14 protein-coding genes are annotated in these 15958 nt (G+C 68.8%); 5 read left to right on the top strand and 9 right to left on the bottom strand.

What is annotated here, in order from left to right; genetic code table 11:
- Positions 1-83: 83 nt before the first annotated feature.
- A complete protein-coding gene (locus KEG57_RS42195) occupies positions 84-2123 on the bottom strand; it encodes an AgmX/PglI C-terminal domain-containing protein (protein ID WP_272422254.1) in 2040 nt (679 codons plus the stop codon).
- A 308-nt stretch (positions 2124-2431) separates the two neighbouring features.
- Complete coding sequence (locus KEG57_RS42200; protein ID WP_272422255.1) at positions 2432-3256, bottom strand: SDR family NAD(P)-dependent oxidoreductase; 825 nt, start codon at positions 3254-3256, stop codon at positions 2432-2434.
- Positions 3257-3618: 362 nt separating this feature from the next.
- Here KEG57_RS42200 and KEG57_RS42205 point away from each other — a divergent pair, with 362 nt between their 5' ends.
- The gene (locus KEG57_RS42205; RefSeq protein WP_272459556.1) at positions 3619-4629 is read left to right on the top strand and encodes a Kelch repeat-containing protein; all 1011 of its coding nucleotides are present in this window, start codon (positions 3619-3621) and stop codon (positions 4627-4629) included.
- A gap of 4 nt (positions 4630-4633) precedes the next feature.
- On the opposite strand, the gene KEG57_RS42210 is transcribed toward KEG57_RS42205, so the two are convergent.
- The 4 genes from KEG57_RS42210 to KEG57_RS42225 are packed head-to-tail and all read right to left on the bottom strand — an operon-like array spanning position 4634 to position 9485.
- Entirely contained in the window at positions 4634-5485 is an 852-nt protein-coding gene (locus KEG57_RS42210; RefSeq protein ID WP_272422257.1) for a DUF6891 domain-containing protein, read from the bottom strand.
- A 38-nt stretch (positions 5486-5523) separates the two neighbouring features.
- Positions 5524-6312 (bottom strand): inositol monophosphatase family protein, encoded by a 789-nt coding sequence (locus KEG57_RS42215; protein ID WP_272422258.1) that lies wholly within the window; start codon positions 6310-6312, stop codon positions 5524-5526.
- Between the two features lie 40 nt (positions 6313-6352).
- Entirely contained in the window at positions 6353-7801 is a 1449-nt protein-coding gene (locus KEG57_RS42220) for an NAD(P)(+) transhydrogenase (Re/Si-specific) subunit beta (RefSeq protein ID WP_272422259.1), read from the bottom strand.
- Positions 7802-7808: 7 nt separating this feature from the next.
- Positions 7809-9485: a Re/Si-specific NAD(P)(+) transhydrogenase subunit alpha gene (locus KEG57_RS42225; protein WP_272422260.1), complete on the bottom strand. Its 1677-nt coding sequence runs from the start codon at positions 9483-9485 to the stop codon at positions 7809-7811.
- A 49-nt stretch (positions 9486-9534) separates the two neighbouring features.
- Between KEG57_RS42225 and KEG57_RS42230 the strand changes: the two genes are divergently transcribed.
- Complete coding sequence (locus tag KEG57_RS42230; protein WP_272422261.1) at positions 9535-10188, top strand: polyamine aminopropyltransferase; 654 nt, start codon at positions 9535-9537, stop codon at positions 10186-10188.
- Here the strand turns inward: KEG57_RS42230 and KEG57_RS42235 are convergent.
- Together KEG57_RS42235 and KEG57_RS42240 are read right to left on the bottom strand one after the other, a co-directional pair.
- A complete protein-coding gene (locus tag KEG57_RS42235) occupies positions 10185-10658 on the bottom strand; it encodes a hypothetical protein (RefSeq protein WP_272422262.1) in 474 nt (157 codons plus the stop codon). The two genes, KEG57_RS42230 and KEG57_RS42235, sit on opposite strands and share 4 nt — an antisense overlap.
- 445 nt (positions 10659-11103) lie before the next feature.
- The gene (locus KEG57_RS42240; RefSeq protein WP_272422263.1) at positions 11104-11775 is read right to left on the bottom strand and encodes a DUF4230 domain-containing protein; all 672 of its coding nucleotides are present in this window, start codon (positions 11773-11775) and stop codon (positions 11104-11106) included.
- Positions 11776-12014: 239 nt separating this feature from the next.
- Here KEG57_RS42240 and KEG57_RS42245 point away from each other — a divergent pair, with 239 nt between their 5' ends.
- Genes KEG57_RS42245 through lnt form a run of 3 tightly spaced genes read left to right on the top strand, consistent with a single transcriptional unit; the run spans position 12015 to position 15647 of the window.
- Entirely contained in the window at positions 12015-13121 is a 1107-nt protein-coding gene (locus KEG57_RS42245; protein ID WP_272422264.1) for an SGNH/GDSL hydrolase family protein, read from the top strand.
- 7 nt (positions 13122-13128) lie between these two features.
- Positions 13129-13917, top strand: a complete 789-nt coding sequence (locus KEG57_RS42250; RefSeq protein WP_272422265.1) for a hypothetical protein — start codon at positions 13129-13131, stop codon at positions 13915-13917.
- Entirely contained in the window at positions 13914-15647 is a 1734-nt protein-coding gene (gene lnt, locus KEG57_RS42255) for an apolipoprotein N-acyltransferase (RefSeq protein WP_272422266.1), read from the top strand. The genes KEG57_RS42250 and lnt overlap by 4 nt, the downstream gene beginning before the upstream one ends.
- Here the strand turns inward: lnt and KEG57_RS42260 are convergent.
- Positions 15553-15942, bottom strand: a complete 390-nt coding sequence (locus KEG57_RS42260) for a hypothetical protein (protein ID WP_272422267.1) — start codon at positions 15940-15942, stop codon at positions 15553-15555. The two genes, lnt and KEG57_RS42260, sit on opposite strands and share 95 nt — an antisense overlap.
- Positions 15943-15958: the final 16 nt, after the last annotated feature.

The following is a 15958-nucleotide window of genomic DNA, read 5'->3' on the forward strand; positions in this document are numbered from 1 at the left end:
CGCGCGCAGGTGATTCAATCGGGACGTGCGAGAGAATGCGGGGGCGCCGGACCGTCATGGGTCTGGCGCCCCCATTGCGGGGATCAGCCGCCGGGGCTGAACATGATGGGATACACGACCGTCACGATGCCGCCTTCCGGCTGCGGGAAGGACAGACCATAGAAGGCGCGGACCACACACGACACCACGCCGCCGTCCGGCATGTCCGATCCGCCATTGCCCACGTTCGACACCGCGCCGTCGCGGCCGATGACGAATCGAACCGCCACGCGGCCCTGCAGGTTCGGGTTGTTCCGCAGGCCATTCTCGTAGCAAAGGCGGAATCGGCCGAAGTTCTGGCGCACGATGCGCTGGATGACCTCGGGCGGCAGCCGTCCGCTCACGCTCGTGGCGCCCATGCGCACCTGCGGCGGCTTCGTGCGGTGCGCGCCGGACAATCGGCCGTGACCCGAGCCGAAGCCCTGGCCCGTGCCCGTGCCCGCGCCGTGCCCGATCGTGCCGATCGAGCCGAGGCCGATGCCCTCGCCGCGACCACCGCCGCCCTCGCCGATACCGGACAAACCGAGGCCGCCCGCGCCGAACGAATCGCCGATGTTGTCGCCCCACATGTTGCCGCGCGCCGAGAGCGCGTCATTGCCGAGCGAATCGTCGCGGCCCCACGGAGCCGTCGGCGCATTCGGATCGCCGCCGGCGCCCGCATTGAGCAGGCCGATCATGCCGAACTCGGCCGCGTCGCGCAATGCCGCCTGCCGCGCGATGTGCGGATCGGTGTTGTCCTGCGGGCCCTGTACGCCATAACGATTGCCCGTCGCCTTCGTGGTCGGGTTCCCCATGGAACCCTCTTCGCCCTTCGCCTTCGTGCCGGTGCCGCCCTCCTTGTTGTCGGCGTTGTTCTCCGCCGTCATGTCGGTCGGCTTCTCTTCCTGCTCCTTCTCGGCCGCGGCATTGAGGAACTGCTGGATCATGAACTTCTGATCGTCCGAGACCCCGTCCTCGTCGGTCGCGCCCATCGGGGGCATGAAAAACGCCATCGCGGCGAGCAGGCCCACGTGCACGGCCGTCGACAGACCGTGATAGAGGTAATTCTGCGTATCGAGCTGCACGTGGCCCGCGACCACGCGGCCCGCGTTCACCGTTGACACCTGGAAAATCAGCCCGTCCACCTCGATCCGCGCCTTCGAGCCCGGAGGCAGCGTCATCTGGAACGCGCCCGAGAGCTCCGCGCACGGCTGCGTTTTCCCGCTGTCGATCGCCTGCTGCACCGTCATCTTCGGCTGACCGGCGAGCTCGATCGTGCCCTTCGCCCGCGGCAGGAGCACCACCGCCACCGACCCGCCCTTGTCCGCGAGCACCACGGGCGCGCGCGTCGTGCCGAGTTTTTCCTGCGGCACGAAGTAATCGCACTTGAAGTTCTTCGTCTCCTCCTCGCCCACGTAATACGAGCGCGGCGGCGTCAGGTGCGCGACGTTCAGGACCATTTGATCCCAAAGAATCATGACCTCGACCGACGCGGACGGCGTCTCGACCTCGTCCGACGGGACGTCCGGGCCGCTCTTGACGAGCTGGTACGTGTACGAACCCTCGGGCGCGTCGTGCGGCACTTCATCGTGCGAGGGCGGCTTCGGCTGCGCGAACGGGTTCTGCATGCCAAACGGATCCCCGCCGCCGAACGGGCTCGCCGCGGGCGCCGCGCCGAACGGGTTCGCCCCGCCAAACGCGGCGGGCGCCGCGGGCGCGCTGAACGGGTTTGCCGAGGGCGACGCGAACGGGTTTGCCCCGGGCTTCGACGCGCCGATCGCGACGGCCACGGGCTCGGCCTTTTCCAGCAGGATCTTCGTGCCGCCGATCTGGAGCTGATCGCCCGCCTTGACCTTCACCTTGTTGACGCGCGCGCCATTGACGAGCGTCCCCGGCTCATTGCCGAGATCGATGAGGGTGATGTCCTCGGGCGACGCGACCTCGATGACCGCGTGCATACGCGAGGCCAATTCATCGTCCACCCGGAGGTGGCTCTTCGGATCCTTTCCGACCTTGACGATGTCTTGCGTCACCGTCTCTCGACGGACGAGCGCGTCATTCTGGTACAGCGCGAACGTGAGCGCGACCTTCTGCTTGCCTTCCATGGTGAGCCAGCCTTTCCTGCCGTGCCGTCCCGCCGAGGCGGGCAAATGCCCCCGCGAGAGGCTCGGGGGGTTAGCGTTTTCGTGCTCGGAGCCTGTTTTCTTCCGTGAGGGGGTCCGATGAACGGGGCCGAGCCCCACATTCGATCGGCGCTTGCTCCCTGCTCGCCTCCATCGACAGCCGTTCGGACCCAAGGTTCCCGAACGGCGCGCGATCGATCGGCAGGGGCGTCCGGAAGCCCGCCCCGCGCGGACCGAGGCCCGCCTCCGGACGCGGCCGGGGGACGAAAAAAGCGAGGTCGGGTCGGAGGTCAGCGCGCCGCGAGGATCGGCGCGAGCAGGGTCTCGGTGGCGCGGCGGAGGGCCCCGCGGGCGCGGTCGTCGTAGGCCTGCGCGTTGGCGCGCGCGGTACGTTCGACGTCGAAGTATTCGCCGGTGAGCTGCTCGTCGAGCGAGCGTTCGAGAACGGCGCGGATCGCGCGGGCGCCGTCCTCCGGCTTGCCCCAGGACTGGCCGAACGTCTCGCGCACGATCTTCGTATCGAGCATCGCTCCGGGGTGCACCGCGTTGATCGCGATATCGGGGTATTTCTGCGCGAGATCGAAGGTCCAGAGGATGAGCGCGAGCTTGCTCCTGCGATAAGCGCGGAGCCCCTCGTACCCGTGGGTGCTCATGAGATCCTCGAAATCGAGCGGCTCTTGTCCCGACGAGGCAACGTTGAGGATGGCCTTCGGCGGGCGCTGGCAGAGCGAGAGCCAAAGCTCGGTGAGCACCACGGGCGCCAGGTAGTTCACGGCGAAGCGCTTTTCGTGCCCCTCTTCGGTCTCCTCCCGCGCGTCCTGCTTCTTGCCGGCCCCGGCGCCCGCGTTGTTCACGATGACGTCGAGCGCGGGCAGCTCCGCGGCAAGCGCGCGGACCATGGACGCGGTCGAGGTGAGCGAGCTCAGATCCGCCACGACGTGGCGGGGACGGGTGCCGGTGACGAGCTCGAATTCATGCGCCAGCTCGCGCACCTTCTCGGACGATCGCCCGTGGAGAATCACCTCGCTGCCCTGCTCGAGGAGCAGCTTCGCCGTGGCCCGCCCGATACCGTCCGTCGAGCCCGTGACGAGCACTTTCATTCCCGGTGCCGGCATGTCGTCGCTCTCCTCCTTATTTCCCCATCCCCCGCCAAATGACGATGCGCCCTCGCGCGGTCCCGGGTCAAGCGAGAGGCACGGTTCTCGTGCATCCATGTATCACCGCTCTCCCCGTTCTCGCGGCCTTCCTTTTTTGCGCCGACGCGAACGGCGCGGCTCTTGCCAGGGCGTGCGGGGCGAGAGAAATGCGACACCCACAAGCTCGCTCCTTGATCCTCGCCCTCGGATTCGTGCTCCTCCATCCTGCTCTGCCTGCGGATGCCGCCCCAGGTCCCGCGGGGCCCGAGCCCGCTCGATTGCCCGTGCCTGCACGCCTGCTCGGGCCTCGTATTCGTTCCCCGTTCGATAACGCGGGGCGTATGTGGAGCGTGGCGTCGATGATGACGCCGCGGCGCGCGCACACGGCGACCACGCTTCCGGACGGCCGCGTCCTCGTCGTCGGGGGCCTCGACGGCGATTCGTACCTCGCCACCGCGGAAGTGTATGATCCGATCGCAGCGCAATTCGTTCCCGTTGGAACCTTATCGGAAGCGCGTGCACATCATATCGCGATCCGCCTCGCCGATGGCCGCGTGCTCGTCGCCGGCGGCGAGCGAGCGCCGGGCGCTCCGATGGACAGCGCGGAGGTTTTTGATCCGGCATCGAATACCTGGACGCGCGTGGGCTCGATGCTGGCGCCGCGGATCGACCATGCCGCGGCCTTGCTCTCGGACGGCCGTGTCCTCATCGCCGGGGGATACGACGGCGCGCGGACGCTCGCGCTCGTCGACGTGTTCGACCCGGCTACCTCCGTCTTCCGTCCCGCCGCGCCGATGTCCGCGCCGCGCTCCGAGTTCACGGCGACCGCGCTCGCGGACGGAAACGTCCTCGTCGCGGCGGGCGTGGGCGGATCGGCGCGGCTCGCGACGGCGGAGATCTACGAGGCGAAGAGTGATCGGTGGCGACAAACCGGCCCGTTGCGGGCGCGGCGCGGCGCGCACGTCGCGGCGCTGCTCGAAGACGGCGGGGTCCTCGTGGCGGGCGGGATCGTCGGCATTCACGCGGTGGCGACGGCGGAGCGGTGGAGCCCGGTCACGAATTCGTGGACGAGCGCGGCGTCGATGCACGAGACGCGCTTCAACGACGTGGCGCTCGGGCTCCCGGACGGCCGCTTGCTCGTGGCCGGCGGCGAGAATGACAACGGAAGCACGCTCGCTTCGGTCGAGATCTACGATCCCGCGGCGAACACGTGGCTCCTCGCGCCCGCACTGGGCAGCCCGCGCAGCCTGATGGCGGCGGCGCTGCTCGACGATGGATCGGTGCTCTTCACGGGCGGATGGGCGCCGCCGTCATCGTGGGCGAGCTCGGAGATTCACAAGCCGGCGGAATGATCGTTCAGGAAAAACCGTCGGCGCGGAGCTCGGCGACGATCCCGTCGAGCTCCGCGCGGGGGTCGCGGCAGGCGCGCTTGCGCTCGACGATGTCGCCGTCGCTGTCCTTGATGCGGATGCGGAGGGCGTTGAATTCGGTCCACGCCGACCATTCGCGGCCATCGGCATGGCGCAGCGTGACCGCGGGCGGAGGCTCGGCGGGCACGGCGGTCTCGCCGTCGAGATCCTCGGTCCAGGCGGGGCCACGTTCGGGGCGGGGGAGGACGGTTCCGCGCGTGCCGAGTGGAATCGGCGGCCGCGCCGAGACGCGCCGCTTTCGCCATTCGAACGGCTCGATCTCGATCCGCGTGTCGGATTGTCCGTTCCACGTCCAAGGAACGCCGAACCGATCGAGCGCGTCGCAGATCTCGCGGCCCACGGCCTGGACCGCGGAGGGACCGTCCTCGCGCGCTCCATAAGCGAGCATGAGCCCGCCGCCCTCGACGCCGCGCTCGGTGTCCTGCTGGTGGTAAAACACGTATCCGCGCGCGCCGGTCTCGGACATCGTCCCCCAGGCCTCGGAGTGACCGCAGGAGCTACAGCACGTGAAGTTCTGCGCGGTGAAGATGCCGCGCTTCGTGAGGTCCTCGAACGCCGCGTCGATGCGGTCGTTCGTGCTCACATCTTTCCACCCGCGCTCCTCGGCCTCGGCCCGGTTCCATAACTTCGCCGCGTAGCCGCGCACCTTCTCGGCGACCGCGTCGTACTTCGGATCGGCGCACATCGCCTTCACCGAATCGAAGAGCTCCTTCTTCGTGGTCCCCGCGCGCACGAGGGTTTTTACTTGGTCGAAGATCCAGCCCGCGTCGTCCGACATGCGCGGAAGCGTACCCGGATGGCGCGGATTCGGGAAGATCAGGCGAGCGCGGCGAGGACGTGATCGTGCAGCTTGCCATTCGACGCGACGCAATGGCCCGAGGCGACGGTCGAACGGCCCTCGAAATCGGTGAACCGCCCGCCCGCCTCCTCGACGAGGACAGCGAGCGCGGCGATGTCCCATATCTTCACGCCCGCCTCGATCCACGCCTCGGCGCGCCCCGTGAGCACGAGCGCGCAGCCGGCGAGATCTCCGTAGCAGCGGGCCTGCGCCGCGGAGAGCGCGAGGCGAGACACGCGCTCGCCGAGGGGAGGCGCGAGCAAGCAGCGGGGCTCGCCGAGGGAGAGCGTCGCGTCTTCGATGTTCGTGATGCCCGAGACGGCGAGGCGCTCGGGCGGCTCCGTTCCGATCTGACGAAACGCGCCGAGCCCCCGCGCCGCCCAGTACGTTTCGCCGAGCGCGGGGAGGGCCATCGCGCCGGCCACGATGACGCCGCGGTGCTCGAGGGCCACGAGCGGCCCCCAGAACGAGCCGCCGCGCGAAAACCCGCGCGTGCCGTCGAGTGGATCGACGATCCAGCGGGCCTCGTTGTCCGCGCCTTCGTGCGCGCCCGTCTCCTCGCCGAGCAGGGCATGATCGGGGAAGCGCGCGCGGATGACGGCAAAGATGGCCGCCTCGGCGTCACGATCCGCGGCCGTGACGGGCGTCCGATCGGGCTTCGTCTCCACCCTGACGCCGCGCCGAAAGTGCACGAGGCTCGCCGCGGACGCGGCCTCCACTGCGGCCCGCGCCGTGGCGGCTGCTTGCTGGAGATCGATCTCGCTCATGGGATTTACGACGCGGGAGTCGGGAATCGCGCGGCCGGCGTCAGGCCGCTTGTTGCTCGGCGCGGGCGGAGAGAGCGCTCAGGAGCTTCTGCACGCTCGCCTTGGCGTCGCCGAAGAGCATGAGCGTGTTGTCGAGGTAGCAGAGCGGGTTGTCGACGCCCGCGTAGCCCGCGGCCATGCCGCGCTTCAGCATGATCACGCGCCCGGCCTTCCACACCTCGAGCACGGGCATGCCGTAGATCGGGCTCTCGGGATCGTCGAGCGCGCTCGGGTTCACGATGTCGTTCGCGCCGATGACGATGACGACGTCGGTCTCCTCGAAGTCCTCGTTGATCTCCTCCATCTCCTTCACGGCCTCGTACGAGACGTTCGCCTCGGCGAGCAGCACGTTCATGTGCCCGGGGAGGCGGCCCGCGACGGGGTGGATCGCGTACCGCGCCTTCGTGCCGCGCCGCTCGAGCAGCGTCGTGATCTCTTTGACCGCGTGCTGCGCCTGCGCGACGGCCATGCCGTAGCCGGGCACGACGATCACGTTCTTCGCGCCGAGCAGGAGATCGGCCGCGCCGTCGATGCTCGTCTCGTTCACCTTCTTCGCCGGCTCGCCCTTCTTCGCCGCCGGCACCGCGCCGCCCTGCTCGCCGAAGCCCGCGAAGACCACGTTCCAGATGGAGCGGTTCATCGCCTTGCACATGATGTAGCTCAGGATCGCGCCCGAGCTGCCGACGAGCGCGCCGGTCACGATGAGCAGATCGTTGCCGAGCATGAAGCCCGCCGCGGACGCGGCCCAGCCCGAGTAGCTGTTCAGGAGCGAGACCACGACGGGCATGTCGCCGCCGCCGATCGCGAGCACGAGGTGCGCGCCGAGCACGCTGGCGACGCCCGTGGACACGAGCAGGTAGGGCACGCGCACGTCCTCGCCGCCGCGGAACGCCGCGATGGCGAGGAAGATACACGCGAAGACCATCGACGCGTTCAGCGCGTGACGCGCCGGGAGCACGAGCGGCTTCGATCCGATCGTGCCGCGCAGCTTGAGGAACGCGATGACCGAGCCGGTGAAGGTGATGGCGCCGATGAACACGCCCGCGTGGATCTCCACGTGGTGCGCGACGTCGGGCGCCCCGCCGGCGCGCACGCCGTTCATCTCGCTGGCGATGCCCACGAGCGCCGCGGCCGCGCCGACGAAGCTGTGCAGCACCGCCACGAGCTCGGGCATGCTCGTCATGGCGACGCGCGCCGCGAGCACCGCGCCGATCACGGCGCCCACGCCGATCGCCGCCGCGAGCAGGCCGAGATCCGAAGGGCCGGCCGCGAGGGCCTTGTTCTCGGGCGCCACGACGGCGCCGAGCGTGACGGCGACCGCGAGGAGCATGCCGACCGTACCGAGGAGGTTGCCCCGACGAGCCGTTTGCTGCGTGCTGAGCCCGCGGAGGGACATCACGAACAGGAGGCTCGCCACGAGATAAGCGACGTTCACGAGGGTGATGCGCATCGGCCTCTCACTTGCGGAACATGCGCAGCATCCGCTGCGTCACGAGGAAACCACCGGCCACGTTGATCGACGCGAGCAAGACCGCGACGGCGCCGAGCAGGGCCGCCACGGGCGCGCCCCCTCCGCCGCCGTTCGCCGCGAGCAGCATGCCGCCGATCAGGATGATGCCGCTGATCGCGTTGGTGACGCTCATCAGCGGCGTGTGGAGCGCGGGCGTGACGTTCCAGACGAGGTGCCAGCCGACGACACACGCGAGCAGGAAGACCGTCAGGTGTTGCACGAGCTCCTGGCTTCCGAAGAGGCCAACGGGCGCGAGGAACGCGAGCGCGAGGCCCGTGCCGATCCGCGCGGGCCACGGACTCTCCGGGACCTCCGGCTTCGGATGGGCGTGCGCGGGCGGCTTCGGCGCAGGCGCCGGCGCGCCGCCTCGGATCTCGGGGCGCGGCGGCGGCCACTTGAGCTCGCCGTCGAGCAGGACCAGCATTCCGCGCTGGATCTCGTCGTCGAGCGAGAGCTCCCACGTCTTCTTCTTGCCCATGATCTCGTCGAGCAGGTTGACGATCGTCATGGCGTAGAGCTCGCTCGCCTGGCGAGCCATCCGGCTCGTGAGATCGGTGTGCCCCACGATCGTCACGCCGTACCGCTCCACCGTGCGATCACGCTCGGTGAGCGCGCAGTTGCCGCCTTGCTCGGCCGCGAGGTCCACGATCACCGAGCCGCGGTGCATGCCCACGACCGCGCCCGACGTGATGAGCTCGGGCGCCTTTTTCCCGGGGATCAGCGCGGTCGAGATGACGATGTCGCTCGTCCGGCAGTGCTCCGCGATGAGCTGCTGCTCGGCCGCGAGGTACGCCTCGCTCACTTCCTTCGCGTAGCCGCCCTGGCCTTCGCCCGTCTCGCCCTGGAACTCGAACGGGACGAACTCCGCGCCCATGCTCGTGACCTGCTCGCGCACGACGGGCCGCGTATCGAACGCCTTCACCATCGCGCCGAGCGCGCGCGCGGCGCCGATCGCCGCGAGCCCCGCGACGCCCGCGCCGATGATGAAGACCTGCGCGGGCTTGATGCGCCCCGCGGCCGTCACCTGCCCGCCGAGCAGCCGCCCGTAGTGCGAAGCCGCCTCGATCACGGCCCGGTAGCCGTTCACGTTCGCCATCGCGCTCAGGGCGTCGAGCTTCTGCGCGCGCGTGATGCGCGGGACGGCGTCCATCGCGAGCACCGTCGCCTTGCGTTTGCCGAGCCGCTCGACGAGCTCCTTGTTCTGCGCGGGCCAGAGGAACGAGATGAGTTTTTGCCCGGCGCGGAGCTGATCGGCCTCGTGCTCGCCCGTCTCCGGGTGCGCCCCCGGCGGGCGGACCTTCGTGATCACGTCGGCCTCGTGGAACACATCGGCCGCCTTCGGCACGATACGCGCGCCCGCCTCGGCGTACGCCGCGTCCTCGAACCCGGCCGACGCGCCGGCCCCGCTCTCGAGGATGACCTCGAGGCCCATCTTCACGAGCCGCCCGACGGACGCCGGCGTCGCGGCCACGCGCCGCTCGCGCGGCTCGATCTCCTTCAGGACGCCGATGGAGACCTTCGCCTCGCCTCCGGCCTCCTTCGCCGAACCCCCAGGCTTTTGCGCCCCGCTCGCCGGCTCCGTAGGAAGCACGGCGATCGCACCCGCCTTCACTTCTTCAACCATTGCGGTGCGCAGTGTACGAGAAATCGTCCGCGCGGGGTAAACTCCGGGGGTGGTTGCCGTCGTTCGTGTCCTCGAAGAAGCCGGTCAGACGCTCGTGCTCCGTGATCTCGGCACGCATCATGAGCTCCTGCTCGGCCAAACTCCCATCCTTTCCAGCAAAGCCCTGGAAACCGAGCGGGCGTTCGGCGCCCTCGCCGGCTCTGCCCGGGACGACCGTTCGCCGCAGACGATCCTGATCGGCGGGCTCGGGTTCGGCGCGACGCTCGCCGCGGCACTCGCGGCCGTGGGCCCCGAGACGCGCGTGATCGTCGTGGAAAAACTCCGCGCCGTGGCGGAGATCGTGCGCGGCGAGCTCTCGCACGTGGCCCCAGGCGTGCTCGACGATCCGCGCGTCGAGCTCGTGCACGCCGACGTCGCCGAGGAGATCGGCCGTCGTTCGAACCTCGACGCCATCCTGCTCGACGTCGACAACGGCCCAGGCTGGGCGTCGTTCCGGACGAACGCACGCCTCTATACGCAGGCGGGCTTGGGCCTCGCCTTCAACGCGCTGCGTCCAGGCGGCGCCTACGCGGTGTGGAGCGGGTATCCCGCCGACGCCTTCCTCGCCGAGCTGCGCAAGGCGGGCTTTTCGCCTTCGATCGTCCCGCTCTACGAGCGCGGCGTCGTGCGCGCGCGGGCCTACGTGGGGCGGCGGCGGGGCTAACGGTCGCCCTCGCTTGGCGCGGGAGGCGACGGCGAAGGCTCCGGGGGCCTGCCTTTCGGCGCCACGCTTCGCGGCGCGGTCGTGGAGAAGGCGACGGCAGGCGCGGCGCTTGCGCTCGGCGTCGTCGTGACCGCCTTGCCGAGCTCCGTGCAGTGCCATGCACCGACGAGGATGTGCTCGCGCTGGCATTGCACCGACTTCGTCCCCGCGGGCGTCGATAACTGGAGCGTGTGCGCCCAGGGCGTTCGCTCCCACATCGTATATTGTGTTTGGCACGTCGCCGATTGGCCTTCGCAGGCGGTATGGCTCGCCAGACGGTCGACCTCGATGGTGGAGCCGAAGACGTTGACGAGACACATGACCGCGACGCCGATGCTCAGCGCGCCTGTGATGAGGTTGAACATAGCCCGGACGAACTCCGCGCCTGCGGAGTCGCCGCGCTGCGGAGCCGTGGATCGCGCTTCCGTCATGGGGAAGACGGTACACGGACAAACGGCAGATGAGAAGGGACAAACGGTTCGGCGCGCCGACAAACTGGCAGGCGCTGCGCTGGGGCTTTGCCCCAGGCCCCACCGGGGCTATCCGCCCCTGGACCCGGACCAGCGCAAGCGCTGGACCCGGGGTCGATGAACTGCGCATTGCGCAGTTCATCGAACAGGCCAGGTCAAGACCAACGACGACCCCGCCAGCCAAGACAGCAGCGCTGACGTCTCGACCCATGACGCCGACGGCGTGAGACGCACCTTCGCAGTCTTGCCACCGGCCTGTGGGAAGAACTGCGCATCGCGCAGTTCTTCCCCCTGAGGTCCAGGGCTTGCCCTGGTTCGGGTCGAGGGGCGAACAGCCCCCGCGGGGCCCGGGGCAGCGCCCCGGCGCGGCGGTTGGGGGCGGTGGCGGGGAGCGCCGCTCGCCGTATCACCGATCTCGGGATTGGAAGTGAACCTCGACGCGCTTCGCGCCGAGCGCCTTCGCCAGCGCTGAGAGCTGCTTCTCGGCTTGTGTTCGCGCGCGGCGCATCACGTCGGGCGTGCGTGCGGCGGCCTCGATTGCGCGTTGCGCTTGCCTGCGCGCGCTTGCTTCGAGTTGCTCGTTCCGCTTCGCGAGCAGGTCCGTCGACCGCGAGAACACGTATGTCCCGTCCTCGTCGAGCGTTGCGGAGAGCACCTCGGGCTCGGGCAGATCGATCCGCGCGGCGCCGGTCTTTGGATCGAACGAGACGTCCTCTTCGCGCATCTTGCCGAGATCCACGCCGACGACTGCGCGCCCGACGGCGACCAGGAGCAGCGCGTCTTTCGCCTCGACGAGCCCGAAGAATGCGCTTTGCCGGTCCGTCAGGTCGACGACCTTCTCCACGTGCACCTCGGCCGTCTCCAGCCGCGACACCTCGCGGATCGCGTGGAGCAGGGACGGCGTCGGCCGTTCCGTGATCACGTGATCCGGCTGGGACAGGAGCTTCGGCGCGAGCACGGCGAGCGCGCCGCCGAGCGTCGCGGCCACGAGGATCGTGATCCCGAGCCTCCACGCGCCGTGCAGCGATGCGACGAGCCGGGTCAGCGGAGAGGGGCGCTCGGACGAGGGGTCGGGCACGGCGCGAGTGTAGCAGCGGAGGGCGCCCCGCTCCATTTCGCAATGCGTCGCGAGCAACGCCTCCACTGGTCACGCAACATTCCATGGGAAGTGCACGCAATCCATCAGCGATTCGCGCGTTGACAGATCAGGACTTACGTTATTGAATAGACGCCGGCCCGTGGTTTCCTTTGTCCACGCGCCGATGCCGGCGGACCATGTGATGACGATCCTTCGCGATCGTCGAGGAGAGGAATGTCATGCGCACCATTGGAAACGTCGCGGCCCTTCGCCTCGGCCAGGCCGTTCTTTCGCTCGGGATCCTGCTGGGAGGCCGCGAAGCGCTGGCCAATACGTTGACGCAGAACAGCTCGTGGACGATCGACCGGGCGGGCACGACGGCAAAATATCGCGTCGTTGCATACGGCGACTCCATCTTCGCGGGCTACAATGGCAGTCTGTCGAACGTCGACAAGCGCGCCGCCACCTGGGTTCAGGGTGAATATCTCTCGAATAGCTGGAACAGCGACATCGAGGTCATCAGGCGCACGAAGTCGGGCGCGAAGGCCGACGACATCTACAACAACAAGATCGTCGCCGAGAAATCGCACATGCAGACGGCGAACACGCGCGTCGTGACGTTCGAGATGTGCGGCAACGACTTCTTGCAGGCGCGCGACAGCTTCGCCGATCAGTCCGGAACGTGTAGCTACGGCGTGCTCGACACGGCGCTGGCGAACTGTACCAAGTACCAGGAGCTCGCGATGCAGTTCATCAACGCGAACACGAACGCCGCGACGAAGAAGAAGATGATCATGAACCTCTACTACCCCGGCTACGACGCCGACAACGCCACGTCGAGCTGCACGGACGCGTCTTCGGGGCAGAAGGTCAACAAGCAAACCGCCATGTTCCCGCGCCTGGCGCGTAGCAATTACCGCGCATGCAAGCTCGCGGCGCAATACGGCTTCGACTGCGTCGACGCGTTCGCGGAGTACATGGGCGCCGACTACGATTCCAACGGCGATGGCAAAATCGACTCGGACGGGCTCCGCTACATCCCAGGCGAAACCGAGGACGCCTACGTGACGCGTATCACGAGCACGCTGCGCGGCACGATCCGGGACGCGAACAGCCATTTCGAGAACTCGGGGACGAGCTTCGACTACATCCTTTCCGACGACACGCACCCCTCGTACTCGGGCAGCACCCTTTATGTCGGCCTCTTCGGCGGTACGGGCTCCGGCTCGGGCGCGCCGGAGTATTCGGGCGCGCAGATCGTGGGCGGCAAGAACCCGGTCTGGAACCGGTACGGCCACGAGCGCGCTGGCTGGGCGCATTCGCTCTTCAACCCGCTCGCGCCCTGAGCGATCCATGACGAAACGACGCCCTGCCGAGCGCTCGCGTGGTGCCGGAAGGCGATCCGTCGACCGGGACGGCGTCGTCCTTGTCGAGCTCCGGCGGGGCGGTCTTCCCATGGGGCCGATCACCCTCGGCCTCGTCGCGGCGGGGATCGTCGCGTTTCTGTCGTGGAAATGGCAAGCGGAGACGCCGGCCGAAGTGGCTTCGGGCACGACAGCGAAACCGGGACAAACCACGGAGGTCCGCGCGCCTGCGCGTCCCAAGGGCGCGCCGACGCTCCGCTTGGCCACGCGAGCCGCCCCCGCGGCAGACGTCGCGCCGAATGCACGCGTGATCGGCGTCGAGGATCCGGACCCGGAAGGCGAGGATGTTCCGGATGAAGCTTCCGCTTCCGACGACCCTGCCGGAAATCCAGGAACCGCGTCGAAAACCAAGACGGGCATTCACGCGTTCCCCGCGCCCGGGACGAAACGTATCAAGCAAGGCCTCGTCGTCCCCGACGATTTTCCGCTGCCGCCCGGGTACGTGCGGCATTACCAGGCGACCGACAAGGGGCGGATGCTCGAACCCATTCTGCTCTACCACCCCGATTACGAGCTCGTCGACGCGAACGGCAAGGTGATTCCGATTCCGCCCGACCGTGTCGTCCCGCCGGACATGGCCCCGGAGGGGTTGCCCCTCGCTTCCCTGGAGGTCCCGGCGGACGCCTATGCGGACCGCGACGAACGTGGCCCCGCCTCGAATGCCGATCCCGGACAAACCGGCGTCGAGGAGGAAAAGCCCGCGGACGAAGAACCATGAGCACGCGCCCGCTCCCGAAGCGACTGCGCCGATTCTGGACCTCGAAGCGCCTCCGGGATCGGCTCCTCGTCCTCGCGCTCGGCGCATTCGCCTCGGCATACCTGCTTGGCGTTTGCAGCCGCACGGCGGGCTCGTCGTACCTCGCCTGTCTGGTCGCCTTCGTGCCCTGGCTCCTCACGCTGGAGCGCGCCGAGCGCCGCCGCGACGCGCTTTTTGCCGGCCTCGTGATGAGCGTCTTTTTCGTCGCGCTTGTTTTCCCCTGGTTCCCCGAAACGGCCGCCTCGTACGCGGCGACCTCGCCGAGCCTCGTCTGGCCTCTCTTTTTGCTCCTCGCGCCCGTGCTCGAACCGCAGTTCGTGGTGTTTGCCCTCGTGCGCCTCGCCGTGCGGCGCGCCGATCGTCCATACCCCGCGCTCCGGGCCGCGCTCGCGGCCGCGGCGGCGTACGTCGGTGTCGAGCTCGTGTTTCCCAAGCTCTTTTTCGATACCGTCGGGCTCGGCCTCCACCCGGCCGCGTCGTTGCGCCAGGGGGCCGAAATCGTCGGCGCGCACGGCCTCTCGTTCCTCTTGCTCCTCGTGAACGAGGGCCTCGCGCTCTCGATCGTGCGCCTCGTGCGGGCGCCGAAGGACCGCGGATTCGCTCATCCGGCTCTGCCGGCGGCGCTCGTGATCCTCGCTGTCCTCGCCGGCGTGGGGTATGGTCGAGCCCGGCGCGCGGCGCTCGCCGAGGCGAACACGAGGCCCGCGATCTTGGTCGGGGTTGTCCAGGCGAACATCACGAACTACGACAAGCTACGCGCCGAAAAGGGCGCCTTCGAGACCGTTCGCACGATCCTCGACACGCATTTCAAGCTCTCCGACGCGATTCGCGAACGGAAAAGCCTCGAGCTCCTCGTGTGGCCCGAGACCGTCTATCCGACGACGTTCGGCGCGCCGAAGAGCGAGGACGGCGCGGCCTTCGACGAGGAGATCGGCGCCTTCGTGGCGAAGACCGGCGTCCCGCTCGTGTTCGGGTCTTACGAGAGCGAAGGAGACGACGAGTACAACGCGGCGTTTTTCTTGACCAACGACGGGAATGGCAAGGTGCGGCGCGCTTCCTACCGCAAGCGCATGCTCTTTCCGTTCACCGAGTGGGTCCCGCCGATGCTCGATTCGCCCTCGCTGCGCAGCCTGATGCCCTGGGCGGGACACTGGAAACGAGGGCCGGGGCCGGCGGTCGTGCGAGTAGGTTCGTCCGGGCACGACGACGTCACCGCTTTGCCGCTCATCTGCTACGACGTCCTTTTCCCCGGGTTCGTCGCCGAGGCCGCGGCGAAGGGCGCGGATCTCATCGTCACGCTCTCGAACGACTCGTGGTTCCCGGACGGACGCGCCCCGAGGCTCCACCTCGTGTCCGCCGCATTCCGCAGCATCGAGACGCGTCTGCCCCAGGTGCGCGCCACGAACTCCGGCATTTCGGCGATCGTCTCCGCCGACGGGGAAATCCTCGCAAGGACGCGTTTCGACGAGGAGGAGACACTCGCCGCCGAGGTCCAGCTTGCCGCGCGCCTTGTGACGCCAATGATGGCGTTCGGGCACCTGCGCGCGCCTGCATTCCTCGCGCTCGCCGCGCTCCTCCTCGGGCACGCGTGGTGGTTCAGAGCAGGGCGGCGTAATCCTCGAGCGTCTCGACCGGAACGCCGTACCGAGCGGCGACGTCCTCGAGCCACGGGCCCCGCCGCAGCGCCTTGAGGAACGACGCCACGCGCTCGGCGACGTAAAACGACCCGCCGAGCGGGCCGCCGATGCCGACGATGGCCGTGAGCCACGGAATGTGCGCGCCCAGGAGTTCGAACTGGAGGTTCCGGAGCAGGAAATAACTCGCGACGCCGAGCCCCAGCCCGAGCAGGACGCAGGGCACGATCACGAGCTTGTGCAAAAGGCTCGCGCGTCGGGCGAGCTCCGACGCGGCTTCGGCTTCGGCCTCGGGCGTGTGAGGTCTCCCCGGCGAGGCGGTGCGGTATGTCGTCTCCAGCGTCCCAGCCATGCGTCCCCCGATTGTA

The organism is Polyangium jinanense (assembly GCF_028435365.1).